General features: G+C 65.8%; 23 protein-coding genes and 1 tRNA gene. 7 read left to right on the top strand and 17 right to left on the bottom strand.

Annotation, left to right across the window (positions count from 1 at the left end; all coding sequences use genetic code 11):
* Positions 1-69 precede the first annotated feature (69 nt).
* Complete coding sequence (locus K3181_RS10635; RefSeq protein ID WP_221603088.1) at positions 70-933, top strand: class I SAM-dependent methyltransferase; 864 nt, start codon at positions 70-72, stop codon at positions 931-933.
* A gap of 184 nt (positions 934-1,117) precedes the next feature.
* On the opposite strand, the gene K3181_RS10630 is transcribed toward K3181_RS10635, so the two are convergent.
* From K3181_RS10630 to infA, 5 genes are all read right to left on the bottom strand, one after another.
* Positions 1,118-1,192, bottom strand: a tRNA-Phe gene (locus K3181_RS10630).
* 89 nt (positions 1,193-1,281) lie between these two features.
* On the bottom strand, positions 1,282-1,470 hold the full coding sequence (gene yacG / locus K3181_RS10625) for a DNA gyrase inhibitor YacG (RefSeq protein ID WP_221603087.1): 189 nt from the start codon (positions 1,468-1,470) through the stop codon (positions 1,282-1,284).
* Entirely contained in the window at positions 1,460-2,413 is a 954-nt protein-coding gene (locus tag K3181_RS10620) for a ribonuclease E/G (protein WP_221603086.1), read from the bottom strand. The genes yacG and K3181_RS10620 overlap by 11 nt, the downstream gene beginning before the upstream one ends.
* The gene (locus tag K3181_RS10615) at positions 2,406-2,981 is read right to left on the bottom strand and encodes a Maf family protein (protein WP_221603085.1); all 576 of its coding nucleotides are present in this window, start codon (positions 2,979-2,981) and stop codon (positions 2,406-2,408) included. Before K3181_RS10615 ends, K3181_RS10620 begins: the two co-directional genes overlap by 8 nt.
* A 6-nt stretch (positions 2,982-2,987) precedes the next feature.
* Positions 2,988-3,233: a translation initiation factor IF-1 gene (gene infA, locus K3181_RS10610; protein ID WP_047806247.1), complete on the bottom strand. Its 246-nt coding sequence runs from the start codon at positions 3,231-3,233 to the stop codon at positions 2,988-2,990.
* A 221-nt stretch (positions 3,234-3,454) separates the two neighbouring features.
* On the opposite strand from infA, the gene K3181_RS10605 reads away from it, so the two are divergent.
* The gene (locus K3181_RS10605; protein ID WP_221603084.1) at positions 3,455-6,202 is read left to right on the top strand and encodes a TonB-dependent receptor; all 2,748 of its coding nucleotides are present in this window, start codon (positions 3,455-3,457) and stop codon (positions 6,200-6,202) included.
* Between the two features lie 4 nt (positions 6,203-6,206).
* Here K3181_RS10605 and K3181_RS10600 read toward each other — a convergent pair whose 3' ends face one another.
* The 5 genes from K3181_RS10600 to K3181_RS10580 form a co-directional block, all read right to left on the bottom strand.
* Positions 6,207-6,986 (bottom strand): esterase/lipase family protein, encoded by a 780-nt coding sequence (locus K3181_RS10600; protein WP_221603083.1) that lies wholly within the window; start codon positions 6,984-6,986, stop codon positions 6,207-6,209.
* Entirely contained in the window at positions 6,983-8,593 is a 1,611-nt protein-coding gene (locus K3181_RS10595) for a WS/DGAT/MGAT family O-acyltransferase (protein ID WP_247715071.1), read from the bottom strand. Before K3181_RS10595 ends, K3181_RS10600 begins: the two co-directional genes overlap by 4 nt.
* 113 nt (positions 8,594-8,706) lie before the next feature.
* Complete coding sequence (locus K3181_RS10590) at positions 8,707-9,879, bottom strand: BaiN/RdsA family NAD(P)/FAD-dependent oxidoreductase (RefSeq protein ID WP_221603082.1); 1,173 nt, start codon at positions 9,877-9,879, stop codon at positions 8,707-8,709.
* A complete protein-coding gene (locus tag K3181_RS10585; protein WP_221603081.1) occupies positions 9,880-11,163 on the bottom strand; it encodes an APC family permease in 1,284 nt (427 codons plus the stop codon).
* 53 nt (positions 11,164-11,216) lie between these two features.
* Positions 11,217-11,942: a CPBP family intramembrane glutamic endopeptidase gene (locus tag K3181_RS10580; protein WP_221603080.1), complete on the bottom strand. Its 726-nt coding sequence runs from the start codon at positions 11,940-11,942 to the stop codon at positions 11,217-11,219.
* 98 nt (positions 11,943-12,040) lie between these two features.
* Between K3181_RS10580 and uvrC the strand changes: the two genes are divergently transcribed.
* Together uvrC and K3181_RS10570 are read left to right on the top strand one after the other, a co-directional pair.
* Entirely contained in the window at positions 12,041-13,999 is a 1,959-nt protein-coding gene (gene uvrC, locus K3181_RS10575) for an excinuclease ABC subunit UvrC (RefSeq protein ID WP_221603079.1), read from the top strand.
* An 8-nt stretch (positions 14,000-14,007) separates the two neighbouring features.
* Positions 14,008-14,859, top strand: a complete 852-nt coding sequence (locus K3181_RS10570; protein ID WP_221603078.1) for a DUF4238 domain-containing protein — start codon at positions 14,008-14,010, stop codon at positions 14,857-14,859.
* Between the two features lie 39 nt (positions 14,860-14,898).
* Here the strand turns inward: K3181_RS10570 and K3181_RS10565 are convergent, their stop codons facing one another.
* Positions 14,899-16,569, bottom strand: a complete 1,671-nt coding sequence (locus tag K3181_RS10565) for a M28 family metallopeptidase (RefSeq protein ID WP_221603077.1) — start codon at positions 16,567-16,569, stop codon at positions 14,899-14,901.
* 204 nt (positions 16,570-16,773) lie between these two features.
* Here K3181_RS10565 and K3181_RS10560 point away from each other — a divergent pair, with 204 nt between their 5' ends.
* Positions 16,774-17,589, top strand: a complete 816-nt coding sequence (locus K3181_RS10560; RefSeq protein ID WP_221603076.1) for a universal stress protein — start codon at positions 16,774-16,776, stop codon at positions 17,587-17,589.
* 15 nt (positions 17,590-17,604) lie between these two features.
* Here the strand turns inward: K3181_RS10560 and K3181_RS10555 are convergent, their stop codons facing one another.
* Both K3181_RS10555 and K3181_RS10550 read right to left on the bottom strand, forming a co-directional pair.
* Complete coding sequence (locus K3181_RS10555) at positions 17,605-19,314, bottom strand: alpha/beta hydrolase family protein (RefSeq protein WP_221603075.1); 1,710 nt, start codon at positions 19,312-19,314, stop codon at positions 17,605-17,607.
* A gap of 64 nt (positions 19,315-19,378) precedes the next feature.
* Positions 19,379-21,172, bottom strand: a complete 1,794-nt coding sequence (locus tag K3181_RS10550; protein ID WP_221603074.1) for a DEAD/DEAH box helicase — start codon at positions 21,170-21,172, stop codon at positions 19,379-19,381.
* Between the two features lie 388 nt (positions 21,173-21,560).
* On the opposite strand from K3181_RS10550, the gene K3181_RS10545 reads away from it, so the two are divergent.
* Both K3181_RS10545 and K3181_RS10540 read left to right on the top strand, forming a co-directional pair.
* A complete protein-coding gene (locus K3181_RS10545) occupies positions 21,561-22,256 on the top strand; it encodes a helix-turn-helix domain-containing protein (protein WP_221603073.1) in 696 nt (231 codons plus the stop codon).
* Between the two features lie 39 nt (positions 22,257-22,295).
* Positions 22,296-23,090 (top strand): hypothetical protein, encoded by a 795-nt coding sequence (locus tag K3181_RS10540; RefSeq protein WP_221603072.1) that lies wholly within the window; start codon positions 22,296-22,298, stop codon positions 23,088-23,090.
* On the opposite strand, the gene csgH is transcribed toward K3181_RS10540, so the two are convergent.
* From csgH to K3181_RS10520, 4 genes are read right to left on the bottom strand one after another with little or no spacing between them, the layout of a single operon-like run.
* Positions 23,060-23,353 (bottom strand): curli-like amyloid fiber formation chaperone CsgH, encoded by a 294-nt coding sequence (csgH, locus tag K3181_RS10535; RefSeq protein ID WP_221603071.1) that lies wholly within the window; start codon positions 23,351-23,353, stop codon positions 23,060-23,062. The two genes, K3181_RS10540 and csgH, sit on opposite strands and share 31 nt — an antisense overlap.
* Positions 23,354-23,397: 44 nt before the next feature.
* Positions 23,398-23,967, bottom strand: coding sequence for a hypothetical protein (locus K3181_RS10530; protein WP_221603070.1), 570 nt, complete (start codon positions 23,965-23,967; stop codon positions 23,398-23,400).
* 47 nt (positions 23,968-24,014) lie between these two features.
* Positions 24,015-24,833, bottom strand: coding sequence for a hypothetical protein (locus K3181_RS10525; RefSeq protein ID WP_221603069.1), 819 nt, complete (start codon positions 24,831-24,833; stop codon positions 24,015-24,017).
* Between the two features lie 60 nt (positions 24,834-24,893).
* A complete protein-coding gene (locus K3181_RS10520) occupies positions 24,894-26,372 on the bottom strand; it encodes a beta strand repeat-containing protein (RefSeq protein WP_221603068.1) in 1,479 nt (492 codons plus the stop codon).
* Between the last annotated feature and the right edge of the window lie 61 nt (positions 26,373-26,433).

Here is a 26,433-nt window from a genome sequence, read left to right as displayed (position 1 = left end):
CGGGTTCACGGTTATAGTTGCAGCGACGGGACTATTTTTCCATATTTTTTCCATACATCGGAGGGATCATTGATCAGGCAGATCGCGCGCAAATTCCTGAAGGGGGCGTCCTGGGACAACCCGGTTCTCAATGCGGGCTTTCTCGCGCTCGATCCCGTCGATTGGGCGGTGCGTGTCCCGCGGGGTCTCGGGCATCTTCCGCGGTATTCCCGCCGCATCCGCTCCAACGGGGTCGGCGGGCAATTCGGAGGCGGCAAGTTCGCCCATCTCGGCAATCTACTGGCCAATTATCTCGAAACCCATGCCGGCCTCACCAGCGGTTCGCGCGTGCTGGAGATCGGCTGTGGTGTGGGTAGGACTGCCTACGCCCTGCTCGACCGGCTCGAGCAAGGCGGGTTCACCGGTATGGACATCGAGCGGGTGAGCATTGAGGACTGCCAGCAACGCGGCGTTTTCAAACGCAAGGGATTCAAGTTCGATTCGCTCGACGTTCGCAACGACGAATACAATCCGAACGGGAAGTATGACGCGCACGAATACCGCTTTCCCTATGACGATAACGCCTTCGACGTGATCTTCCTCGTTTCCGTGTTCACGCACATGCTGACGAAGGACGTGGAGCAGTACATCTCTGAAATATCGCGCATGCTCGCGCCGGGTGGCCACTGCATGGTCACGACCTTCCTGATGGATCATGGGCGCGAGGGGCAAATCGGCACTTTCGCGCACACCGAGGACCGGCACAGCTTCATCGACCCGAAGATGCCCGAAGTGGCCGTTGGCTACGAGCAGGGCTTCTTCGAAGAAAATTTCGCCAAGCATGGTGTCGAGTTGTCGCATGGCCCGATCTGGGGGGCATGGCGCAAGAACTCGCCGCTGAGCGAAGGGGCGAATTTCGGCCAGGATATCCTGTTCTTCAGGAAGCCGAAGTAAGGCGCGGCGACAGTTGGCCATCCGGCGCGCGTGTCGCCGGATGGCGCCATTGGAGCGGCCGAAGCGATCGGCCGAAGCGCTACCTATCGGTACTGTTGGAGGGCAGGTCGTCGCGACCTGCGATGGCCCCGGCAAACCGTCCGGCGAACAAGCGGTGAAGTTCTGAAAAGGCCGGGCAGCGAAGTGGTGCCCAGGGGCGGAGTCGAACCACCGACACGACGATTTTCAATCGTCTGCTCTACCACTGAGCTACCCGGGCACACTGCTTCGGCGAAGGGGGCCGGTGCGGCCCCGCGAGCAATGAGAGCGCGCCTATGGCGAAGCGGGACCGCCTTGGCAAGGGGGTAATTAGTCCTCTTTCCCCTGAATGACCTCGGCGACGATTTCTTCGGGCAGCGCGGGCCGCCCGGGCACCGCATAGCCGTCGCCGAACCATTGCGAGAGGTCGCGGTCGCGGCAGCGGCTCGAACAGAAGGGGGTGTATTCCTCGCTGCGCGGCTTCTTGCAGATCGGGCAGGGGCGGGGCTTAGTCGTCATGGCCCACGATCTGGGCCGCGGCGGCCTCGATCGCAAGGCCCGGATCGATCTCTATCCGCACCGGGCGCGCGGAGCGCCGCTCGAGTTCCGCAAGCCATTCGGGCTTGAGCTTGGCCTTGAGCGCCGGATGCACGGTCAACAGCGTTGCGCCCGGCCCCTCGACCATTTCCGCGCGCCGCAAGGCCATGCGCGCGGCCAGTCCGACCCGCGAGATGGCGAAGCGATGGAGCAGCGAGGGCCCTTCTAGCCGCGCGACGATCTGGACGAAGCCGAAGCCGTTCATGGCGGTGCGCTCGTGCGGCCAGTCGGCCAGCGCCTCTTCGAGCGCCGCGTCGACCGCCTTGCGCTCGAGTTTGGCCTTGAGCGTGGGGAAATCGATCCCGATCGAGCCGCCGAGATCGAACAGCGGCAGCCAGCGCGCGATTTCGGGCACGGCGGCCAGCGCCAGTTCGCGCGGGGGAAGGTCGCCGTCGATGTCGATCAGCGTCATCGCGGGTGTCACGGAGAACAGCAGCGACCCGCCGGCGAAACCGATCTCGCCCGAGGATGCGGCATGCCAGACCTCTTCCCACGAGCCGGAGGGCAGGCGGCGGACTGGTATTCCGGTCTCGAAGACATCCTCGGCAATCGGGCTGGCCTCGTTCGCCGGGCGTGCGGCCGGGAGCTTGAAGCGCCCGCGTTCGGTCATGGCTGCGCGGGCCACGGCGAAGCGATAGCTCGCTCCCTCGCTTGTATCGCGGGGCAGCCTGTCGACCAGCACCTCGCGGCCGGAGGGGTGTTCGGCCAAGCCGCGCGCGCCGTTCTTGCGCAGCAGCCTTCCTTCGAATTCGTCGCCCGCGGCAAGTTCGCCCGGCCAGCGCAGCTTCGCGGCCAGAACTTCGTCGCCTTCGATCAGCAGGGCGCGGCGCTCGCCGATGCCCTCCTCGATCAGCCACTCAGGCAAGGTCGAACCCAGCCGCCTTGAGCAGCGTGCGCGTTTCGTAGAGCGGCAGGCCGACCACGCCCGAATGGCTGCCCTGGATGCGGCGAACTAGTCCTTCGGCCACGCCCTGGATGGCATAACCGCCTGCCTTGCCATGCCATTCGCCGCTGGCAATATAGGCGTCGATCTCGTCGGCCGAGAGTCGCTTGAAGATGACCACGGTCTCGCTCAGCCGCTCGCGCATGCTGCCGTCGGGCGCGCGCAGCGCGATTGCCGAGAGCACGCGGTGACGGCGGCCGGAGAGCAATTCGAGGCATTGGCGCGCGGTGGCCTCGTCCTCGGCCTTGGGCAGGATGCGGCGCCCGGCGGCGACCACGGTGTCGCCCGCGAGCACGAAGCCGTCGTTCGATGCCGCCGCCTCGGCCTTCTCGCGCGCCATGCGGCGGGCGTAGTCGCGCGGCAGTTCGTCCCTGCGCGGGGTCTCGTCGATATCGGCGGGCGCGATGGCGGAAGGCGTCGCACCGAGGCGGGCGAGCAGCTCGCGCCTGCGGGGACTGGCCGATGCTAGAATGAGAGTGGGCTGGCCCACGGGCGCTTATTGCGGGCCGGGGCCGCCGCGACCGGGCATGAAGCGGTAAGTGATGCGCGCCTTGGTCAGGTCGTAGGGCGTCAGCTCGCACAGGACTTCGTCGCCCACCAGCACGCGGATGCGGTTCTTGCGCATCTTGCCGGCGGTGTGGCCGAGCACTTCATGGCCGTTCTCGAGCTCGACGCGGAACATCGCATTGGGCAGTAGTTCCACCACCTTGCCGCGCATTTCGAGAAGTTCTTCCTTGGCCATCTAGTCTGTCGTGTCCGTTCGATTGCAATACGAGCGGCGGCCTTTAGCGGCGCAGGCGCGAAAAGGGAAGCCTTGGCGACACGCGGCGCCCATCTACGGACCACCTATCCCGCCCGACCAGCGACAATGCGATACGGAAACCGGGCTTGCGGTGGGGCATTCTTGGCCACATAGCCTTCTTTCGGGGGGCGGCTCGACATCGTCCATAGGAAGGCCCGTTCTTGAAATCGCTAAGGATCGCAGCAGTTTCGCTGGTAGCCATCGGTTGGGCCACCAGCGTCCAGGCACAGGATGTGGCGCAGGCCGCCGATGCCGCTTCCGAAACCGGCGAGGAGGACCTTGCCGCCCCGGGTACGATCATCGTCTCCGGCGAGCGGATCCGCGGGCAGCTGATCGTCGACCAGCCGGCGGTCGCCGAATACGACAGCGAGGACATTTCCGCCTTCGGCGGCAGTTCGATCGCCGACATCATCGCCGCGATCGAGCCTTCGACGGGCGGTGCGCGCGGCAGCCGTGGCGGCGGCGGGCCGGTGTTCCTCATCAACGGCATCCGCGTGTCGAGCCCGCGCGAATTCCGCTCCTACCCGCCCGAAAGCATCGCCAAGATCGAGGTCTTCGCCGAGGAGGTCGCGCAGCGCTTCGGCTACGATCCCGACCAGCGCGTCGTCAACATCGTGCTCAAGAACGACTATTCGGCGCTCACGCTCGAAGGTGAGCTCGAGGCGCCCGCACGCGGCGGCTACCGGCGCAACGAGGAGGAGGCGACCTATCTCAGGATCGCCGACGGCGCGCGGCTCAACTTCAACCTCGACGTCGAGGATACCAGCCTGCTGACCGAGGCCGAACGCGGCTTCACAGTGCCCTCGTCGATCCCCGGCGTCGCCGACGAGGCGCCCTTCCGCAGCCTGGTGTCGGACACCTGGCAGGTCGAAGGGACCGCCAACTACGCGCGCGCCTTCATCGACAGCGGCTCCTCGCTCAGCCTCAACGCGACTGCTTCGCGGGCGGAGAGAACGGGCCTCTCGGGCCTGCGCGACACGGGCAGCGCGATCGAGCCGATCGAGCGCCGCAGCCGGACCGACACGCTTTCGCTGGGCGCGGCCTACAACCGCAGCATCGGGTCGTGGAAGGCCACCTTCACCAGCGACGCGGTGCTCGCCAATGGCGATACCGAGATCGATCGCCGAACGGGAAGCGGTTTCGATACCGCCGAAGCGCGCACGCGGACGGTGGTCAACAAGGCGACCTTCACCGGCTATCCGGTCGAACTGCCAGCGGGCGAAGTGTCGGCCACGCTCGACCTCGGCTTCGACTGGAAGCGCTTGGAAAGCAGCGACACGCGCTCGGCGACCGATGCCTCGATCACGCGCCGCCGCTTCGATGGCGGGATCAGCCTCAATATCCCCATCGCTCGCCGCGGCGAGGCCTGGGGCGCGATCGGTACCGCGAGCCTCAACCTGTCCGCCGGGGCCGAGGACCTGTCCGATTTCGGTAGCCTCGCCAACTGGACCGCGGGCCTCAACTGGTCGCCCGTCGAGAAGCTCAACTTCCAGGTCACGCGCATCTGGCGCGAGGCGGCACCGGGGATCTCGGCGCTGGGCAATCCACGGATCGATGAATTCAACGTGCCCGTGTTCGATTTCGCGACCGGGCAGGACGTGCTCGCCACGGTTACCGCCGGCGGCAATCCCAATCTCGGCGCGGAGACGCAGTCGGACTGGAAGCTGGGGGCCAATTGGGAACTGCCGATCGACGGCATGCGGCTGCAGGTCGACTACGGCATCAACCGCTCGCGCGACGTGACGCTGTCCTCGCCCGCCTTTACCGCCGCCTTCGAACAGGCCTTTCCTGAGCGGGTGACGCGCGATGCGGGGGGCGAGCTGCTGGCCATCGACCGGCGTCCGGTGACGCTTTACGAGACACGCAGCCGCACGCTCAGCTTCGGCCTCTCGATGCGCGGGCGCATCGGCGGTTCGGATGAATCCGGGGGCGGCCGCTCCGGCGGTTCGCGCGGGGGCCCGCCGGGCGGGTTCGGTGGCGGCGGTGGCGGAGAGAGCCAGCAGCCGCGCTTCGATCCCGAACGCTTCGCCCAGTTGCGCGAACAGTTTTGCGCCACGCCGGCCTCGGACACGCCAGACCTGTCGCAGCTGCCCGAGGGCATGCGCGCGCGGCTGGTCGATGCCGACGGCAATCCCGATCCCGTGCGGGTCGAGATGCTGCGCCAGCGCCTGTGCAGCGCCGATGGCGAGGCCGATGTCGGCCGCTTCGCTGCCATGCGCGAGGCGCTGTGTGCCGAACCGCCGCGGATCGACGAATTACCCCTGCAGATGCTCGAACGGCTGCGCGGCGAGGATGGCGAGATCGACCAGGAGCGGCTCGGCCAGTTCCGCACCCGCATGTGCGCGGCAGACGGTGCCGGCGGCCCGCCGCGCGGCGAGGGCGGCCAGCGCGGCGGCGGGGCGGGGATGAATCCCTTCGCCCGGCGCGGCGGAGGCGGGCGCTATTTCGTCAATCTCAACCACACCATCGCCCTGCAGAACGAGGTCACACTGGCCGAAGGCGGGCCGGTGTTCGACCAGCTCGACGGCTATGTGCTCGGCAGCGGGGCGATCCCCAGGCACAGCACGCGGCTCGAAGGCGGCATGTTCATGAACGGTTATGGCGCGCGCCTTTCGGGCAATTACCTCGGCGAGGCGGTGCTGCGCGGCAGCGGGCTGCCCGGATCGAGCGACCTCTTCTTCGGCGATCTGGTCACCTTCGACCTGCGGCTGTTCGCCGACCTCGGCGAGATACTCCAGCGCGAGGAGGGCTTCCTGAAGGGCTTCCGCGTCGCCTTCGTGGTCGACAATATCTTCGACGGTCAGCGCCGCGTGGTCGACGCCAATGGCGACGTGCCCGATGCCTACGACCCGCGCCGGATCGATCCGGTGGGCCGCTATCTCGGCATCGACCTGCGGAAGATGTTCTGACCGGTCAGGCGAGCGCGCGGCGCGGGAAGAACAGGCTCGCGAGGCCTGCCGCGCGGAAGGGCTTCCAAGCCCCTTCGGGCTGCGCCAGCCGGTCGGCGATGGCATAGACGGCCGCCGGGTTCACCCCGAGCCCGCAATGGCTCGCGTGGACCTCGATGTTCTCGCACTCGGCATGATCGCCGCATTGCACCGATCCCCGCCAGTGGACGACGCCGTCGGTCCGCGTGAGGATCGAGGTGGTCGGCACCGGGGGCGCTTCGGCCAGCTTGCGGAAATTGCCGCCCTGCATCGGCTCGGGTTCCTTGCCGTTGAGATATTCGAACAGGCGAGCAGCGTTGGTATGCCCGCGATCTTCGCTGATCGGCGAGCCGAGGCTGATCACCCCGCGCACCTTTTCGGGTGCGAGCTTGGCCAGTTCGCGCGCGAAGACACCGCCGAGGCTCCAGCCGACGATGCTGATCGTTCCGCCCGTGCGTTCGTTCAGTTCATCGACGCAGCCCATCATCGCCTCGATCCGGGCATTGTCGACGCGGACGTTGCGACCGAGGTTCCAGCCGACCGCGTCGTAGCCGAGATCCGACAGCAGCGAGCGCAGCGGCGCGGTCGAATAATCCGACGCCATGAAGCCGGGCAGCACCAGCACGCCATGGCCGTCGCCGCGTGGCAACATCGAAAGCAGCGGCCGCAGCGCGTAGAAGCTGGCCAGTTCGCCCATCGCGCGGCCCGGTTCGGCCAGCGTCAGCAGGCGGCTGGGCGGGCGGGCTTCGGTGGTGGTTGTCGTCATTCGGTGGTCGGACCTTTCAGGGGCTGGGCAGGCTTCTTCGAACGCCCCGTGGAGGTCTTTGTGCCTCCTTTTGCGGGTTCGGACGGCTTTTTCCTCGGTGCAGCCCGCTTCTTGGCGGCGGGCTTCTTGGGTGCGGATTTGGCTAAGCTCTTCTTTGCCGCAGGTTTTTGTTCCGCAGGCGCGGCATTTCCCGCTGCAGCATCGCGCAATTGCTCAAAACTTTCGCGAATGCAGGCCGCGTAGAATTCCGGATCGTCCATCATCTCGCGGTCGGCGGTGAAGGCGATGGTCGCTTCCTTGGTGTAGCTCTGCACCACATGGGCGAGGCCCATGCCGTCGGTCAGGCAGATCAGGCCCATCATGCTCTCGAGCCGCGCACCGGCCGAGTAGATCGGCACCGGCGGGCCGGGCACATTGGTCACCACAGTGGTGAAGATCGGACCGACGCCGCGGTTGGCAAGGCTGAGGCGGGTATAGAGTTGCGCGCCGAGGCTCATCCACAGTGCCGGGCTGACCTTGCTCATCTCGGTCATGTTGCGCGCGCCCATGGCGTCGGTCATGGCTTTGGAATTGGTCGTCCGGTCGTGGACCCACGCGAGCCGCTCGATCGGATCGGCGATCTGCGTACCGAGCGGCGCGATCATCGCAGCGACCTGATTGCCCATCGCGTTCTTCTCGTCGGTCGAGCGGACCGAGATCGGCGCCATCGCGGTGAGCGATTTCTTCGGCAGCTCGCCCTTGCTGTCGAGGTAGCGCCGCATCGCGCCCCCGATGATGGCGAGGAAGACGTCGTTGACCTTGGCGCCCTCGGCCGCGCCGCGGATCGTCTTGATATCGGCCAGCGGGACGCTGACGCCCTCGACCACGCGGTGCGGGCTGATCTTCCGGTTGAAGCGCGTCTTGGGCGCGATCATCTCGGTCGAGACGTCGAATTCCTTCGCCGCGAGGCCTCTCAGCGCTTTGGCGAGGCCAGGGGCTGCCTTGGCCGCAACCTCGATCTGCTTGAGCGGATTGGCGATCGCGTTGAAATAGCTCTTGCCGAGCAATTCGATCGGATTGGGGACCTTCTCGGGCTTCCACTCGTCGGGCCCGGGCGGGGGCGGCTCGTCGGGCCGCAGCGTATGTGTCGCCTCCATCAGGTCGATCCCGCTCATCCCGTCGATCGCCGCGTGGTGGACCTTGGTGATATAGGCGTAGCAGCCCTTGGGCAGGCCTTCGACATTGTCGAGCCCCTCGACCACGGTGAATTCCCACGGCGGGCGGTCGAGATCGAGCGGGCGGGCGAAGATGCGCGCCGCCTGGATGCACAATTGCCGCCAGTCGCCCGGCGCGGGCAGCGCCACATGGCGGACATGGTATTCGAGATCGAAGTCGGGATCCTCGATCCAGTAGGGATAATCGAGATCGAAGGGCACGCGCACCATCCGCTGGCGCATGGTCTTGGAAAGCTGCAGGCGGCTCTCGAAAAAGGCGAGGATGTCCTTGAACCGCACGAAGCCGTCGGGCGCGGTTTCGGGATTGTAGATCAGGATCGAGCCGATATGCATCGGCGAATTGCGCGTCTCGAGCGCGACGAAACTCGCATCCATGCCCTGGAGCTGCTGCATCCTGTTCCCCTTGCATGCCCCGCTTTTGCGGGTGCGAAGGGGAAGGCTAGCACGCGGCGGAGCGCCGTCAACTTGCCGCGCCGGTCAATCGCTGACGTTGCGGAAGTCGCTGCTCAGATCGCCTCGCCCGCGGCGACGCCGCTCGCCCAGGCCCACTGGAAGTTGTAGCCGCCCAGCCAGCCGGTCACGTCGACCGCCTCGCCAATGGCGAAGAGGCCCGGAATACGCTTGGATTCCATCGTCTTGGACGAAAGCCCGGCGGTCGATATGCCGCCCAGCGTGACCTCCGCCTTGGCGAAACCCTCGGTGCCGTTGGGGCGGAAGGTCCAGCGCTTGAGCCGCTCGCCCGCAGCGCGGAGCGCCTTGTCGGGCAGATTGCCCATGTCGCCGTCGAGACCGAGTTTTTCCGCCAGAATGTCGGCGAGGCGGGCCGGGAGCGCTTCGCGAAGCAGCGTTCTGGCGCCCGTGCGCGGCGTGTCGCGCTTGGCCTCGAGCAGCCATTCCGCGCTGCGATCGGGCACGAAATCGATCAGCAGCGGCTCGCCCGGACGCCAGTAGGAACTCGCCTGCAGGATCGCGGGACCCGAGAGCCCGCGATGGGTGAACAGCGCGGCTTCGGCGAAGCCGGTCTTGCCGGCGATGGCGACGACCGGGGCGGCCACGCCCGAAATCTCGCGGAACAGCACTTCCTCGCCGCCCAGCGTCAGCGGGACGAGTGCGGGGCGCGGCTCGACCAGCTTGAGCCCGAATTGCCGCGCGAGGTCGTAGGCGAAACCGGTCGCGCCCATCTTGGGGATCGAGGGGCCGCCGGTGGCGATGACGAGGGCGCGGGCGCTGAAGCGACCCGACTGCGTCGTGACGGTGAAGCCATTGCCATGCTCGACCGAGCCGATTTCTTCGCCGCAGCGCAAGGTCACGTCGCCCTTGGCGCATTCCTCCAGCAGCATGTCGACAATCTGCCTGGCCGATCCGTCGCAGAACAGCTGCCCCAGAGTCTTCTCGTGCCAGGCGATCCCGTAACTCTCGACCAGGTCGAGGAAGTCGCGCGGCGTGTAGCGGGCGAGGGCGGACTTGGCGAAATGCGGATTGGCGCTGAGGTAGTTCGCCGGGCGGGCCCCGATATTGGTGAAATTGCACCGCCCGCCGCCCGAGATGAGGATCTTCTTGCCCGGCCTGTCGGATTTTTCGAGCACCAGCACGCGTCGCCCGCGCTGCCCCGCACGAGCCGCGCACATCAGGCCCGCGGCGCCGGCGCCGAGGACGATCGCATCGTAGCTGTCGGACATCTACGCCTCGTCGAGCGGGTATTCGGGGGGCTGCCGCGCGGCGATGAAATAGAGCAGCGTTCCCGCCGCGACGAAGCCCGCCAGCACCAGCCAGGCCTGCGCCTGCGCCTGCAGCGCGATGTAGAGCGAGCTCGCCACGGCGATGATCACGCAGGCGAGGTGCCACGGATTGATCCGCCCCTCGCGGTGTTCGAGCACGGGCAGCGCGCAGCTCGTCACGACATAGGTCACCAGCCGTACCAGCGTGCCCGCGATTGCGAGCACCTCGAAGCCCTCCCACAGGCCGAACAGGATCGACACCACGCCGTAGAACAGGATCGCGTTGAAGGGCGTGAGGAACCGTGGGTGGACGTATTCGAACCAGCGTGGAAGCATGCCGCGCTCGGCCATGCCGTACATCAGTCGCGGCTGTGCGACGCCGCTGGCGAAATTGTTCGCCCCGATGCTGAAGCTCGCCGCGACGACGATGGCGAGCGAGCCGAGCGGGCCCATCGAAGCCTCGGCCACGCCGGCCAGCGCGTTGGTCTCGCCCGCGAACTGCGGCCCGATGGCGATAAAGGCCCAGATGATCGCCATGTAGAGCAGCGTCACCCCGCTCACCATGGTGACGATCGAGCGCGGCACGTCGCGCTTCGGGTCCTTGAACTCGCCCGCCGCCTCGACGACGCCCTCGAAGCCGATGAAGGCGTAGAAGGTCAGCAGCACCACGCTTTCGACCGCGCTGAACTGCGGCAGTGCGACTGCCCCCAAGCCGCCATCGGCGAAGACGGCAGCCACGATCAGCGCGCCAAGCGGCAGCAGCTTGATCGCGGTCATCACTCCCAGCGTGCCGACCGAGGCGCGCATGCCGTAGAGATTGACCAGCGTGATCAGCGCGAGGCCGATGGCCACCGCCACCGGCGCGGCGATCGGTCCGGCGAGGCCGGGGAACAGCGCGGCGAGATAGGCGACCATCACATGCATGTTCGCCGCCGCGGTCACGATCGCGCTGGCATAGCGTGCCCAGCCGGCCTGGAAACCGACGAAGCGCCCGAAGGCGGCCTCGCCATAGAGGACCGAGCCGCCGCTGTGCTCGAAGCGGCTCGCCATCCAAGCGTAGCACAGCGCCAGCGGCAGGAAGAGGATCCCGCCGATCAGCATCATCCACGGTGCGAAGCTGCCCACCGCCGCCACCAAGACCGCGGGCAGTGCGAAAATCCCCGCGCCGATCATCCCGTTGAGCGGAAAGAGCGATGTGCCCCAGAAGCCGACTGTGCGCGGCGGTGCGATCTTGGTCCCGTCCATGGGCGCTGGGGTGCCCGCAAACGCCTGCCCGCGCAAGCGGGCTTGTCGCCGCCTCAGGCTTCGCCGAGATAGAGCGCGACGAAGTTGATCGTGTCGATCGTCCCGTGGACCAGCACCAGCGGCCACAGATTGCGCTTCAGCAGCAGGAAGGAGATGGCGAAGGCGAGGCCGATGAGCCCGGTCATTACCAGTCCGAACAGCCCCTGGTAGTAATAGTGGCCGTAGCCGAAAATCAGCGCGGGCAGCAGCACCGCGATCGCCAGCCGGCCGGGCACACCCGCCAGTCCGGCGGCAAGGCGGGTGACCATGTAGCCGCGGAAGAACATCTCCTCGCCGAAGGCCGCGCTGGTCCAGACGAGGCCGAGCCACAGCAGCAGCATGGGCAAATTGCCCTCGACGTTGCCCCAGCGCTCCTCGACCCCGGCAGTATCGGTGCGCGTCAGACCCATCGGTTCGCCGACGAACATCACCAGTGCCACCGCTGCGGCGAACAGCGCGAAAGGTACCAATGCCTTGGGCAAGACCAGCGCCTTTGCTCTCCAGCCGGGCAGGCGGATCAGGCCCATGTCGCGCCAGGCGACGCCGCGGGCGCGCAAATAAAGCGTCAGCACCACCAGCGTCAGCAGGAGCGACATCGGCCCCGAATAGGCCCAGGCAAATTGCGCGAAGACCAGTCGCGACCCGAAGGCCAGCGCGGCGAAGGCGAGCACTTCGGGGACGACCCACCAGTTTGCGGTGCGCTCTGTCTCGAGCGGCTGGATTGTGGCGGTGGCCTGCATGCATTCCCCATTCTGTGTTGGTGTAGCAATACAGCATGACAAATGATTGGCAAGGCACGCGATTGTGCAATGGGCTTTGCCCGCCTATCTCCACCGCCATGTCGCGCAGCAAGGCAGGTTCCCCGCACGATCCGAGAGGCCAGGAGCGGTTCCACGAGGAACGCGCCACCTATACGGTCGCCAGCGCGCAGCCCGATCTGGAAGCCGGGATCACCGCGATCCGCGAGACGGTGAAGACGCTCAAGCCGCGCCCGGGCGTCTACCGCATGCTCGATACGCGCGGCGACGTGCTCTATGTCGGCAAGGCGCGCAGCCTCAAGGCGCGGGTGGCGAACTACACGCAGATCAAGGGGCTTTCGAACCGCATCCAGCGGATGATCAGCCAGTGCCGCGCGATGGAGATCGTCACCACCAATTCGGAGGCCGAGGCGCTACTGCTCGAGGCGCAGCTGATCAAGCGCTATCGCCCGCCGTTCAACGTGCTGCTGCGCGACGACAAGAGCTTCCCCTTCATCCTGCTCCGCGCCGATCACGCCTTCCCGCGTATCCAGAAGCATCGCGGCGCGCGGCGGGCGAAGGGCAATTACTACGGCCCCTTCGCCAGCGCGGGCTCGGTGAACAAGACGCTGAACGCGCTGCAGAAACTCTTCCTGCTGCGGAGCTGCACCGACAGCTTCTTCACCAATCGCGACCGGCCCTGCCTGCTCTACCAGATCAAGCGCTGCTCGGCCCCCTGCGTCGGGCGGATCGACGAGGCGGGCTATGCCTCGCTGGTGCGCGAGGCGCAGGACTTCCTCGGCGGCAAGTCATCGGCGGTGCAGGCGGAGATCGAGAAGCAGATGGCGAAGGCCGCGGAGGATCTCGACTTCGAGACTGCGGCGATCCTGCGCGACCGACTGCGTGCGGCGACCTTCATCCAGGGCAGCCAGGCGATCAATGCGCAAGGCGTGGGCGATGCCGACGTCTTCGCGCTTGCCGCCAAGGGCGGGCAGGTCGGGGTGCAGGCCTTCTTCATCCGCGGTGGCCAGAACTGGGGCCACCGCACCTTCTACCCGCGCAACACGGGCGATCTCGAGCTGGGCGAAGTGCTGTCCGACGTCTTGCTGCAATTCTACGAGGAAGTGCCGCCGCCGCGCACCATCCTGACCGATCGCGAACTGCCCGAGCAGGAGCTGGTAGCCGAGGCGCTGGCGGAAAAGGCGGGTCACGCGGTGGCGATCTCGATCCCGCAGCGTGGCGCACGGCGCAAGCTGATGGAGCAGGCGAGCCGCAATGCGGTCGAGGCGCTCGACCGGCGGCTGGCGGAAAGCGGCACCAAGGCGAAGATCCTGCGCGAGCTCGCCGAATTTCTCGAGCTCGACGAGCCGCCGCAGCGGATCGAGGTCTACGACAACAGCCATATCCAGGGCACCAAGGCGGTCGGGGCGATGGTCGTCGCCAGCCCCGAGGGCTTCGAGAAGGGCCAGTACCGCAAGTTCAACATCAAGACCGCGCAGACCAACGACGATTTCGGGATGATGCGCGAGGTCATGGCGCGTCGCTTCCGCAACCTCGCCGAAAACCCCGAGGGCGAGGAGGGAAAGGCCAACAGCCACGAGACCGTCTGGCCCGACCTCGTGCTGATCGACGGCGGCAAGGGGCAGATGTCCTCGGTGCGTGACACGCTCGAGGAGATGGGCATCGAGCACGTCCCGCTGATCGCCATCGCCAAGGGGCCGCATCACGGGCGCGAGGGGCGCGAGGTGTTCCATTTCCCCGACGGGCGCGAGAAGACGCTGCCGGTCAATTCGCCGCTTCTGTTCTATCTCCAGACGCTGCGCGACGAGGTCCACCGCTACGCCATCGGCGCGCACCGCGCCAAGCGCAGCCGCGCGATCACCGCCTCACCGCTCGACGAGATCCCCGGCATCGGCCCCTCGCGCAAGCGCGCGCTGCTGCTGCATTTCGGCACCGCGGGGAAGGTCCGCGCCGCGGCGCTCGACGACTTGAAGCGCGCGCCGGGGATCAGCGAGGGCGTGGCGCAGCAGATCTACGATTTCTACCACGCGGGTGGGTGAGGAAAGCATTGTCTGAGCCAAATCGCCACCACTACCTCCCAGAGTTCTATCTTTCTCGCTGGACCGTCGATGGAGTGCTTTGGAGGTTTTTACGACCGAGAGGTCCGAAGCATGAAATTCACGCACGCCGCGTCGCCCCGAAAGCGATCGGTTTCCAACCTAATTTATATGCCTATCCCCGTCCGGAAGACCCTCGCCATCGCCAAACTATTGAAGCCGATTTTCTTCAAAAGATCGATTCAAAGGGCGCGGCCTCCCTCAAAAAACTGGAAGGTGGTGAAGCTGCAAGTCCCAATGACAAAATACATATCGTTCAGCTGCTCCTTTCCTTCATTCATCGTACTCCAGGAAGAATCCAATTTCTGCAGAACGAACTGAGGAATCGATTGCCGAAGGATTTCAATCCTGAGCAGTTGCCCGATGATTTTTTCCGACATTCAGCTTTAGGGGTGTTCACCGATCTCGTGGCATCCGACATGATGATCTCGGAGTTAGTTCGTTTTTCGATATTCCTGTTGTCTGTAGGCGAAAATAAGCATCGTCTTATGACGTCAGATCGACCAACCATTTTGTCAGACGGACTGCATCACATTCACAGTTTTGTGATGCTTCCTATCGGCCCGAACAAACTTCTAATTCTCGCAAAAAGTCGTGATGTGCCGGATGCCTTCGCGAATCAGCCTTCGGGAAAGCTCATTACAGCAATTAACGATGCTGTTGTCACTCAAGCCGAAGCGCTAGCTATCGGAAACAAGATTAGTGATAGACATTTCATAGACAAGCGACTGCAACGCCAATCATTTGACGTGCATAATGAACTGAAGTCTGACGGATTAATTCGGTGGAGAGCACCGCTTTAGTGTTGGCGGGCGCTAAAGCCTAGTCTCTCGAAGACCAGCCTACTCCCCACGCACCGCCGCGCTCTCCTCGCGCACGGCCTTGAACTCCGAACCGTCCTTCCACCCCGGCCACCTATCGCTGTTGGCCAGTTCGGCGCCCATGTCGCGGAACAGGGCGATGTCCTGCGCCGCGCCCGCGAGGTTCCAGTCCTCGTTCCAGGCGTCGCAGGCGGCGTGGTAGCAATCGCCGGTATAGGCATCGACCCAGGCCTGGCCGGCCTCCTTGCCGCCCTCGACCAGGTCGGAAGCGCCCGCGATGCCCATCATCAGCATCACCGGCACGCCGCGCTTGGCGAGGCTGAAATGGTCGGCGCGGAAGAACAGCCCGCGTTCGGGCAGGCTTTCCTCGCTCACCGTGCGGCCCTGTTCGGCGGCGAAGCGCGCGAGATCGTCCTCGAGCGTGCCCTGGCCCTTGCCGACGAGGATCACGTCCTTCGCCAGCCCCGCGGTCTGGAGGATGTCGAGGTCGAAATTGGCGACCGTCTTGGCGAGTGGGAAGAGCGGATTGGCGGCGTAATATTCGGAGCCGAGCAGCCCGCGCTCCTCGGCGGTCCAGAAGGCGAAGACCACGCTGCGCTCGGGCGCGGGGGCAGCCTTGAAGGCGCGCGCGATCTCGAACAGGCCGGCCACGCCCAGCGCGTCGTCGTTGGCGCCCGCGCGGTAGATGCGGCCCTGCGCATCGGGCTTGCCCTCACCATAGGCATCCCAGTGCGCGCCATAGATCACGGTTTCGTCGGGTCGCGCGGTGCCCGGTATCTTCGCCAGCACGTTCTGGCTGTCGACCACCTCCTGCGTCACCGGGAAGGAGGCGGAGAGGGTGGTGTCGAGGTCGATCGGCTTGAAATCCTTGCGCCGCGCGGCCTGGCTCAGCTCGGCTAGGTCGTATCCCGCATCGGCGAACAGCGCCGTCGCGGTCTCGCCCGAGATCCAGCCCTGCAGCGCGAGGCTGGTGACGTCCTCCGCCTTGCGGACGACGTCGTAATTCTCGCCGCCGGGGCTCTCGATCACGTTCCAGCCATAGCCCGCCGCCTCGGTCTCGTGGACGATCAGCGCGCCGACCGCGCCCTGCCGCGCGGCCTCGGCGAATTTGTAGGTCCAGCGCCCGTAATAGGTCATCGTCCGCCCGCCGAAGCTGCCCGCGACCGGCTCGTCCTCGCCGGCATGGAAATCGGGATCGTTGACCAGGAACACCGCGACCTTGCCCTTGAGGTCGACGCCCTTGAAATCGTCCCAGCCGCGCTCGGGCGCATCGACGCCATAGCCGACGAAGACGAGCGGCGCGTCGTCGATCCGCGCGGTGTCGGAAGGCTGCAGCGTCGAGACGTAGATGTCCTTGGGGAATTCCAGCGCCGTCGTGGCGCCGTCATGCGCGAAGGCGAGCGTCTGCGGCTCGCCCAGCCGGGTGTGGAGCAGCGGGACCTTCTGCGTCCATGTGCCGTCCTCGCCCGCCGGTTCGAGGCCGAGCCCCTGCAGGCGCCCGATCAGATAGCCGATCGTCCGCTCCTCGCCGACCGTCCCCGGCGCGCGCCCCTCGAACTGGTCCGACGCCATGGTGCGCACGGTCTCCACCAGGTGCTCGGTGTCGATGCCGCTGGTGTCCGCCTCCTGCTGCGCGATGGCGGATGTCGCGAGGAAAAGCGCCGTCGATGCGGCAAGGCTGCGAAGGAACATGGAAATCTCCGGTTGAGGGCAGGGCGACCCTAACCGGCTGCGCCCATGCTTGCAAAGGCCCGCGCCCTCCGGGTGCGCGGGCCGGCGACGGAGAATGGCCGCAAATTGATGCAGATCAATGACCCGCGCTGCGCACTCGCGTTAGCTTCTCATCCGAAGCAAGGCCGCGCGTGCCTCGGCGGTCTGCCCACAAGGAGAGACCCCATGCGCTCGATACTCCTCCACGCCCATGACGACGGTTCGTTCGACAGGCGGCTCGACGTCGCGCTCGATCTCGCCCGTGCCTTCGACGGCCACCTGACGATTCTCCATACCTTCCCCTATTCGGTCGGGACGATGACCGACCTGCAGGGCGCCGCCTTCGCCGCGATGGCGCCGATATGGAAGGAGCAGGCGGAAGAGATGCGCGCCAAGGTTGCGGCGGACATGGCGAACGAGGACGTGCCGTGGGACTGGCACGAGGCGATCGGACCCGCCGCGCTCGGCCTGCTCCAGCACTCCTCGCTGATGGATTTGATCGTACTCGGCGCGCGCGAGCCCGTCGACCTTGGTCGCGCGCCCTCGTGGACCGCCGGCGAACTCGCGATCTCGGCGCGCTGCCCCGTGCTGGTCCTGCCAGAAGACAGCAAGCGGTTCGACGTCGCGGCGCCCGCGCTGGTCGCGTGGGATGGATCGGCCGAGGCCAGCCATGCGCTGCGCGCCGCGCTCCCCTTCCTCGCGCGGGCGGAAGGCGTCTTTCTTGCCAGCGTGGCAGAGGAAAGGGCCGGCGACAGCGAACTGCCCCCGCTAGGCGGCGCGGACTATCTCACGCGGCATGGGATCGCCTGCGACGTGGTCGAACTCCCCGATCCGGGCAAGCAAGGCGTCGCGGGCGCGCTCGTCGAGGCCGCGGAACAGCGCCAATGCGGTCTGGTGGTGATGGGGGCCTATGGTCGCACGCGGCTCGCCGAGCGGATCTTCGGCGGTGTTACGCGCGCCATGCTCGACAAGGTGCGCCTGCCGCTGCTGATGACGCATTAGCGGCCGGGGCGGCACTCAGGCCTGCGTCGCGGTGCCCGCCACGACGTAGAGCGTCACCAGCAGCCCTGCCATCAGCCCCGCCGGGCGATAGCTGCCCGTCCGCCGCCAGACGAAGGTGCCGATCACCGCCAGCGCCGCCAGCACGGGCACGAACTGGATCGCGATCACGGTGCTCAGCGGGTCGAAGGCTGTGACCAGCGTCCCGCTGACGAAGAAGATGCCGTAGATCGCAGCGAGCATCGCCGCCATGCCCGCGGCGAGCGCGGCGACGGCGGCCAGCATCCGCTTGCCCGTCCCGTCCTGCGCCACCGTCAGCCCCGCCAGCGTGCGCATGATCGCGAGCATGGCGAGCGTCAGCGGAACGAGGTAGATTGCCACGCTCGTCCAGTGATGCATTGCGGGCAGCTTGATCGCCACCACCCACAGGCGGAAGTCGGTGAGGAACAGCGCATCGGCCAGCCACAGCGCGGCGTAACCTGCCGCAACGCTCGCGATCGCCAGCAGAGCCGTGCGCAGCCAGTGGGGACGTGTGTCGGGCAGTTTGGGTTCGGTGAAGCGGGCGATGGCCAGCCCGATCGCCGCGACCAGCAGCGCCCAGGCGGTCACCTGTGTCGTCACCTGCTGCGGCAGCGCTGCCGAGACGGGGACGAGCAGGTAGACTGCTCCGAACACGGGGAAGAACAGCAGCGCGGGGACCAGCGTGGCGAGCGCGAAATCGCGCCACCAGCGCTTGTCGCGCGTCTCGCGGGCGGCGGTGGGCACGCCGCGCAGCGCGGCGAAGCCCGGCAGGCGCAGCAGCAGGTCGAAGGCGCCGAGCAGCACCAAGACGAAGCCGACGAGGCCGATCCCGGTCCCGATCTCCTTCCACAGCCAGGTCTGGTCGGTCGCGGGAAGCGGCTTGCCGCCCTCGAGCGTGCGCGCGAACCAGTCGGTCGCATCGCCGATCGCGGCATGCGAGAAATGGTCGCCCGGATGGGTGGTCACGGGCTGATAGAGGCGCCGAGCGGTGCCCGCGGCGATGTCGCCATAGGTTTGCCCAGCGACCACCGGCCCCTCGGTGCCGAAGACCGCCTGCAGTTTCTCGCTCTTGGCCACATCGAGCGCGCGGGGCGTGCCCCACATCAGCGCGGAGAATTCGTCATGCGTGCTGAACACCAGCCCGAGGTTGCGCGGCCATTGGGGCGAGCCTTCCTGCGCGAAGGGCGCGCCGGTGGAGGAGCCTTCGAGCACCACCGATCTGTAGGCATCGGGCATGGCGGCGGCCGCGGCGAGGACGGTCCAGCCGCCCATCGAATGCCCCTCGAGCCCGATGTTGTCGGTGTCGACCATCGGCAGCGAACGCAGGTAGGCGAGGCCGTCGGGCCCCCCGAAGCCATGCGCGAATGCCGGTCCGTCGCTATAGCCGTGCCCCGTCTGGTCGAGCGCGAGCACGACATAGCCGCGCCGCGCGAACTCGATCGCGAAGCCGTCCTGCGTCTCGCGCGAATTGATGTAGCCGTGAACCGCGAGGATGCCCGGCGCCTTGCTCTCGGGCGACGCGCCTGCGGGGACGTAGAGCAGCGCGCTCATCCGCTGGCCGCCCGCGCCGGTGAAGCGCACGTCGGTGACCGCCGTCCCGCCCGTGGTCCGCACGCTCTGCGCCAGCCAGCCGCCCGCCAGTGCCAGCAGCAGTCCCGCTACAAGCAGCCAGTACTTCGCGCGCTGCGCGCCCGCTTCGTTCGCCATGCCCGGTTTCCCCTCTCGGCTCACGTCTTAGCAAGCTTTGGCGGGGAAACCCAAGCGGTTGGTGTCAGTCGCGCGGTTTCCCGCCGGGCTTGCGCTTGCCGGCGAACTTCTTGCCCTTGAACGGCTTGTCGCCGCCGGGACGCTTGCCCGGGCCCTTGCCCTTGAACCCGCCACCCGGGCCCTTGCCCATCGGGCGTGCGTGCACGCGCGGGCCGCCCTGCTTGCGGTTCTCGCGCGCCTCCATGCGCGGGCCCTCGGGCGCCTCGATGATGGCGATCGCGTCCTGCTCGTCCTCGGGGCTGGCGGTGCGCGCCACGGCATCGGCGAACTTGGCGGCGACCGCGCGCGGCACCTGGAACCAGCTCTCGTGCTGGCCGATGCGGATCGCGCCGATCTCGTTGCGGGTGATGTGCCCGCGGCGGCAGATCAGCGGCAGCAGCCAGCGCGGTTCGGCATTCTGGCGGCGGCCGATGTCCATCTTGTACCACACCACGTCGTCGAAGCCGGGACGGTGGCGCTCGGCCTTGGCCTGCTCGCGCGCCTCGGGCGTGTTGGCGAGCAGTTCCTCGGGCTCGGGCATTTCGGCGCGGCAGGCCTGGACCAGCGCCGCGGCGATGTCCTCGGGCGTCATCCGCGCCATGATGTCGGCGGCGAGCTCGCGGTCGTAATCCTCGATCTCGCGCGGCTCGGTCAGCTTCTCGATCAGCCGCGTGCGATCCTTGGCGCGGATCATCTCGGGGGTCGGCGCATCGAGCCATTCGGCCTCGATCCGCGCGCCGCGCAGCATGCCCTCGACGCGGCGGCGGCGGTTGTAGGGGACGACCAGCGCGGCGGTGCCCTTCTTGCCCGCGCGCCCGGTGCGGCCCGAACGGTGCTGCAGCGTTTCGGCATCGCGCGGGATCTCGACATGGATGACGAGGCTCAGCGTCGGCAGGTCGATCCCGCGCGCGGCGACGTCGGTGGCGACGCAGACGCGCGCGCGGCGATCACGCAGCGCCTGCAGCGCGGTGTTGCGCTCGCTCTGCGAATGCTCGCCCGACAGCGCGACGACGCCGAAGCCGCGGTTCTGCAGCGTGGTGTGCAGCCGCCGCACGCTCTCGCGCGTGGCGCAGAAGCAGATCGCGGTCTCGGCCTCGTGGAAGCGCAGCATGTTGACCACCGCATTCTCGATTTCCGAGGGGCTGACGGTGATCGCCTGGTAGGCGATGTCGCCATGGCCACGCGTCTCGCCGACGAGGCTGAGGCGCAGCGCATTGCGCTGGTAGCGTTCGGCCAGCCGCTCGATCGGGCGCGGCATGGTGGCCGAGAACAGCAGCGTGCGGCGCGTTTCGGGCGTGGCGTCGAGGATTTCCTCGAGGTCCTCGCGGAAGCCCATGTCGAGCATCTCGTCGGCCTCGTCGAGCACCACCGCGGTGAGGTCGGAGAGGTCGAGCGCGCCGCGTTCGAGGTGATCGCGCAGGCGCCCGGGGGTGCCGACGACGATCGCCGGGCCGCCGCGCAGATTGCGGCGTTCCTTGCTCGCGTCCATCCCGCCGACGCAGGTGGCGATGCGGATATGCGCGCCGGCATAGAGCCAGCCGAGCTCGCGGCTGACCTGCAGCGCGAGTTCGCGCGTGGGGGCGATGACCAGCGCGAGCGGGCGCTCGACCAGCGGCGCGGCGCCGAGGTCGGCGAGCAGCTGGTCGGCCAGCGCGAGTCCGAAGGCGACGGTCTTGCCGCTGCCGGTCTGCGCCGAGACGATCAGGTCGCGGCCCTTGGCATCGGGCGCGGTGACCGCCTGCTGGACGGGGGTGAGCGCATCGTAATCGCGTGCGGCCAATGCTTCGCCGAGGATCGGCGGGAGGGTATCGAAAGCCATGGAATCTCGTATCTTGTCCGGCGCGGCGATGCGGGGGGCACGGCTCGGGGCGCACGGGGGTGCCGCGCCTATAGCGACAAATGTCCGGTTTGGCTTGTTGTTTTTTGCGGGTGCGAGATGGGGGGTGGGGTAAGTGCGGCAGTGGGGCGGGTGTTGTGGATTGTTTCGGGACCGAAGCATACGGCCGCTTTGCGCCCTAAGTCGGATATACCGCTCATGTTTGAGCTGGCCTGAAAGCGGACAATTTGAATGATCTTTTCGGAAGGGGCCAAGAGCATAGTCGAGATGAAAAGACTGGCTGACTCCGAAAATTCAGGCACAGCGTTACTCAATTCATGAAGTAATAGAGTGGTTGCCAGCACATCAGCTCTTTGCCAGACTGAAATTCATGAGCGCAGGCGCGATTCTAGGGCAAATCGCCGAGACTTCCGAACCCAGGCGGGGAGAGCCGCGTCTCAGCCTCAATGTTTTGGCCGGCGTTCGTCAGGGATCCGTCCAAGGTAATGCGCGAATTTTAAATATTTCACGCACCGGAATGTTGCTTGAGACAAGCTTTAGTTTTCATGAATTAGAGCCTATTACAGTGGTTATACCTGACGTCGATTTACGGCGTGCCAAAGTTGTTTGGTCCTCGGGACAGTTTGTCGGATGCCATTTCGAGAAACCGCTTCGCCGGGTCGACCTGGTCAATTCGGCACTTCGCAGTGACGGACCCAATGCACGCGAACTCGAGCCGATCGGACCGCGTATCAAGCGACTCCGTCAAGAAGCCGGTCTGTCGATGGTTGGCCTGGCAAGAGCGATTGGCGTGAGCAAACCGACCATATGGAAGTGGGAAACTGGGAAGATTCTACCATCACAGCACCATTTCAGGGGACTGTGCGGCGCATTGCGCGTTGCTGAGGTGGAACTCGCATATGGGGCGGCAGCGGGTATGGCCTCACCCCTCGAAGGATCTTCTGGCGACAGCAAGCCTTCATTGGCCGAGGCGATAGCCAGAGGACGAAAATCCATTGCCGAAGCAGCCGGTATAGAGGAGCATCTCATCGAGATTTCCATTGCCAGCGTACAGCTCGCTTCTTGATTGCTGGGTGCCGTGCTAGGCTCCTGACGGGGAGGGGGCATGTACGGGACATTTCGCCAATTCGAATGGCAAGCGAGCTTGCATTCCCAGGCGCTGGCCGGGAATGCTGAGGCGCTCGCGGCAACGTTTCCCGATTGTCCTGCCTTTAGGCGCTTTCCACCGCAGAACCGTACCGGTAGATCGTATCCCGGTCTCGCCCCATGCCTGTTGATCTGCTTGTTAGTCGGACAGCCCGCCGCACAATATTCGTTGGGCCAGGTCGGCTTCGTTTCGCGCGTCGTCCTGCCCAAAGCAGCCGATGGTTCCCTTGGGTCCGTAGGGGATTTCCAAGAGACTGGCCGTGCCGTGAATTCGGCATTGTCGGTAGTCACTCGACACCAGCCGCAGCAGGCGCCGGAGCCGATCACACGAGGCAAACGCAATTCTTACCCTGCAGTCAGCATCGCCGCGGATGAGGTTGTCTCATTTCCAGCCGAGGATGACTTCGTGTCGCTGCCCAAATCCGACACCACGTCGTGGACCGATGTCGAACGAACCCACAAACCTAAGACGCTACAGGCCATTGTTTCCGGCAGCTCCGCTGGAAAGTTGGAGTTCTCTGATGAATCCCAGATCCTTAGCGTGCGCTTGGGGTCACTGCTCAACTTGGTTTCCGACCGGTTCGAAGCAGCGGAATTCGAGCGCCTTTCGCAATCTTCCGCAGCATCCGAGTACGTTGCCGTCGATGTACTTGCGGCGATGGGCATCCCCATTCGTTATGACCCGGTGTATGACGAATTCCTGATCGAATTACCTTCAGGCGATCAAGCGCAGGTGCCTTCCAGAAACTCGTAGGTCGTGCCGTCCTGCTCGGTGACTCGCGCAGTGACACACCAACTGGGTGCAGCGCTCATTCGCATCGTCGACAGCACAGAAGCATCATTGGCCCGCAACATGGTGCTGCCCTTGTGGCGGCTGGTCGAGGCGCCAGTCAGTTCGAGCTCGTACTGGACCCGCTGGTCGCGAGGTGAGTTTCCCCTAAGGACGACCTCGATCGTTTCACCCTCGCGCGAAATCTCCATGTCGATGGCGCGCTCAACGGGTTCCGTGCCGTTCATCATCGTCCCTCCCAGTAGCACTGCATAAACCGCCGAAACCGCACTCACGTGCCGCCCCCTGACGGATCCCCGAGCCTTTCGACGATCGCCTCGATCAAGGCCTGGGTTTCCGATGGGAGGCCGCTCGCGCCATCATCTTCCGCAGGCTCCTCGATGATTGCCCCCGACCCGAGCGTGATCAAGGCAAGGGCCTGAAGATCGCGGTCGTCAGCGCGGGCATCGCGACGTCCGATCGTGCGGGAACGTTCGGCGACATCGCCATCCGCGGCCGAGGCAAATCGCTCGCCGATCAAGATCTGCTCCGCCGAGAGCTGGGGTTTGTTGTCGGTCGCGAACTCGGCCGACCGCGTTTCCAGTCGCCGGGCACAAAACTCCGCGTCGGCAGCGGATAACAGTTCGGCACTGCAGCGATCCATGCCCTCCACCCGACCGAGCTCGACGTCGCCATTGCTGGTCGAAAGCTGCGGGACAACGCCTGGAGTCTGGTCGTTTTCCAGGTCGGGCGCGCTTTCGGCCAGTCCCTCACCGGGTTCGCTGAGCTGCTCGATCGGCGCCTCGCGCTTTTCGGGCTCTTTGGGCCTGATCTGGGTGACCGAAATGCTGTCCTGTCCCATCAGAAGAAGCGCGATGGTAGCTGATAGTATCATGCCTGCCGGTCCTTTCAGCTCCCGCTGCCGTGCCCGTTGCCCTGGCCATGACCGTAGGCGTTGCCCTGGCCGCCGTTGGACTGGGTCACTTGCATCGTGGCGCTACCCGTCTGTTCGATCTGCAGGTCAGACAGGCCATCGCCATTCTGCGTCCATTCGAGCCGATTGCTAGTACCCAACTGTGTTGCCGTCATGGCATTGCCAGACCCGTTTTGGGTAAGGCGAGCCTGATTGTCGTCGCCATCCTGTATGAGGGTCAGACTGTTGTCATTGCCATTCTGGGCAACTGCCGCAGCAGTATAGGAAGCTCCGTTGTCGTTCTGGAGAAGTTCGGCCAAATTGCCGTTACCCTGTTGCGCAAAGATGAGCGCCGTCTGTCCGGCTCCGGTCTGCTCGAGAGTCAGACCATTCCCGTTCCCATCCTGCGCCACGGTGGCGTAATGCCTGCCCGTCCGCTGGTCGATGTCGACCACGTTGTCCTCGCCCTTCTGCACGACCTCGGCATAGCTTTGCGAGCCGGTCTGGCGGGCGGTGGCGGAGTTGGTCGCGCCGATCTGCGTTATGAACACCCCTGCATCCTCTGCCACCGGCAACTCGATCTCCTGAAATTGCCAAGGATCGCCGACATTGCCGTTCCTGCCGGAATTGCCGTTGTTGCCTTTGCATGGGTTCCCCGTACCCCTGCCGGGGCCGTCTCCACACGGATCGCCGGGCGGCACATGCTCTCCGGCACCGCCTCCTCTGCGATGACCGTCCTTGTTGCCGGCGAGCGCTGGGGTGGCGGCCAGAGCAAGACCGGCGAATGCGGCAAGTACATATTTGAGGCTAGCCATGATCGCGTGCTCCGATGAAGAAGTCGGCGGGCGGCGGCAGCCGCCGCCCGCTTCGAACGGTTACAGTACGGGCGGTGCGACCGTACCCTGATTGACGCTTGCGCTGTTGCCATCCCCGGACTGGCTGACATTCGACACGTTACCGTCGCCGGACTGCATGACGGTGGCCGCATTGCTCGTTCCATCCTGGAAGATCGTCGAGGCCAGGTTGGAACCGTCTTGCCAGCTGGTTGCATCGTTCAGCCGGCCCAGTTGTTCGATCGAGGACGTGTTGAACAGCCCTCCATCCTGGGTGATTTCGGCGCTGTTCTGGCTGAGGTTGCCGCCAGTGCCGACGCCGCGCTGGGTGATCGACGCACTGTTCTGGTCGGCTCCGGCAAACTGGTTCACGGTTGCGCTGTCCTCCCAGGAGCTCGCGGTCTGCAGAATGTCCGACGAACTGCCTTGGCCGCCCTGGTTGACGGTGGCGACATTCAGGCTTCCGCCGTTCTGCAGAAGGTTCGACGTATTGTCGTCGCCCGTCTGGTTGATGAAGGCGTCCGAGCGGTTGGTCGAATTCACCTGCGTGACATAGGAGGAGTTGCGATCACCCGACTGATCGATCGTGGCATCTTCACCGAAGCCGCGTTGCAAGACATCCGAAAAGTTGTCGGCGCCCGACTGGTTGACGTCGACCTCCTGGTCGAACGGGCCCTGAAGGATGTTCGACGTGTTGCCGGAGTTCGACTGGATGACGCCCGCGCGCGAGCGGCTGCCCTTCTGGGTGACAGTCGATGTATTGTCGAACCCGGTCTGGGTCACGACTGCCTGGAGATCGTTCGGCGTCCCTCCGCCAGCGGATTCCTGCAGGACGGTCGACATGTGCGCATCGCCGGTCTGGTTGACCGTGGCGTCGAAAGTGTTGGAATCGTCCTTGGTAAGGTTCTGGATCACGAAGCTGGAGCTCGCTCCGTCCTGCGTGATATTGGCCGCGGCGTTGTTGGCCCCATCAGCGGTGATGTTCTGGCTGATACTCGACATGGCACCATTGGTCTGGACGACCGAGGCACTGAGATTGCCCGTCGCTGCGCCCGCACCGTCGGCACTCTGGGTGATCATCGACATGTTGCCCGAGCCGCTCTGGTCCACCGAGGCGTCGAGCAGCGTGGCGTCGCCGGCCGCTGTCTGCGTGATTGTCGATCCATTGAGCGAACCGTTCTGGGTGACCGTGGCGGTCGGATCGAACACCCCCGAGGGCAGCGGGTTGGCATCGTTCTGGTCGACCATCGACGAATTGTCGTCGCCGGTCTGGCTCACGTCGGCAGAGGCCCCGAATGCATCCTGGTCGATGGTCGAGCTGTTGCCATCGCCGTCCTGGTCGACGCCAGCGTTGTTGCCGTCGCCGTCCTGATCGATGTCTGAGGTGCTTGAACCGGTCTGACCGACCGTTGCGCCATTGCCGTTGCCGGTCTGGTCGATGTCCGAAGTGCTCTGCGCGAGGGCGGGAGCTGCGAGGCCGAGCGCAAGGATCGATGCGCCGGCAAGGATTGTCTTTTTCATGATGTTTACTCGCTAAGAAAGAATGCCGGGAGAGCTCAATCGCCCTCCCGGATCACTGGTT

The organism is Qipengyuania mesophila, assembly GCF_019711655.1.
GTDB lineage: Bacteria > Pseudomonadota > Alphaproteobacteria > Sphingomonadales > Sphingomonadaceae > Qipengyuania > Qipengyuania mesophila.
This window is presented reverse-complemented; position numbering and strand designations above follow the sequence as displayed.

Bases quoted from the DNA above. Each gene is read 5' to 3' on its own strand.
- K3181_RS10525 (WP_221603069.1), bottom strand. From the start codon at position 24,833: ATGGCTAGCCTCAAATATGTACTTGCCGCATTCGCCGGTCTTGCTCTG.
- K3181_RS10600 (WP_221603083.1), bottom strand. From the start codon at position 6,986: ATGACGACAACCACCACCGAAGCCCGCCCGCCCAGCCGCCTGCTGACG.
- K3181_RS10560 (WP_221603076.1), top strand. From the start codon at position 16,774: ATGCGCTCGATACTCCTCCACGCCCATGACGACGGTTCGTTCGACAGG.
- K3181_RS10550 (WP_221603074.1), bottom strand. From the start codon at position 21,172: ATGGCTTTCGATACCCTCCCGCCGATCCTCGGCGAAGCATTGGCCGCA.
- K3181_RS10590 (WP_221603082.1), bottom strand. From the start codon at position 9,879: ATGTCCGACAGCTACGATGCGATCGTCCTCGGCGCCGGCGCCGCGGGC.
- uvrC (WP_221603079.1), top strand. From the start codon at position 12,041: ATGTCGCGCAGCAAGGCAGGTTCCCCGCACGATCCGAGAGGCCAGGAG.
- csgH (WP_221603071.1), bottom strand. From the start codon at position 23,353: ATGAACGGCACGGAACCCGTTGAGCGCGCCATCGACATGGAGATTTCG.
- K3181_RS10580 (WP_221603080.1), bottom strand. From the start codon at position 11,942: ATGCAGGCCACCGCCACAATCCAGCCGCTCGAGACAGAGCGCACCGCA.
- K3181_RS10530 (WP_221603070.1), bottom strand. From the start codon at position 23,967: ATGGGACAGGACAGCATTTCGGTCACCCAGATCAGGCCCAAAGAGCCC.
- K3181_RS10585 (WP_221603081.1), bottom strand. From the start codon at position 11,163: ATGGACGGGACCAAGATCGCACCGCCGCGCACAGTCGGCTTCTGGGGC.
- K3181_RS10555 (WP_221603075.1), bottom strand. From the start codon at position 19,314: ATGGCGAACGAAGCGGGCGCGCAGCGCGCGAAGTACTGGCTGCTTGTA.
- K3181_RS10595 (WP_247715071.1), bottom strand. From the start codon at position 8,593: ATGCAGCAGCTCCAGGGCATGGATGCGAGTTTCGTCGCGCTCGAGACG.
- infA (WP_047806247.1), bottom strand. From the start codon at position 3,233: ATGGCCAAGGAAGAACTTCTCGAAATGCGCGGCAAGGTGGTGGAACTA.
- K3181_RS10520 (WP_221603068.1), bottom strand. From the start codon at position 26,372: ATGAAAAAGACAATCCTTGCCGGCGCATCGATCCTTGCGCTCGGCCTC.
- yacG (WP_221603087.1), bottom strand. From the start codon at position 1,470: ATGACGACTAAGCCCCGCCCCTGCCCGATCTGCAAGAAGCCGCGCAGC.
- K3181_RS10545 (WP_221603073.1), top strand. From the start codon at position 21,561: ATGAGCGCAGGCGCGATTCTAGGGCAAATCGCCGAGACTTCCGAACCC.
- K3181_RS10540 (WP_221603072.1), top strand. From the start codon at position 22,296: ATGTACGGGACATTTCGCCAATTCGAATGGCAAGCGAGCTTGCATTCC.
- K3181_RS10565 (WP_221603077.1), bottom strand. From the start codon at position 16,569: ATGTTCCTTCGCAGCCTTGCCGCATCGACGGCGCTTTTCCTCGCGACA.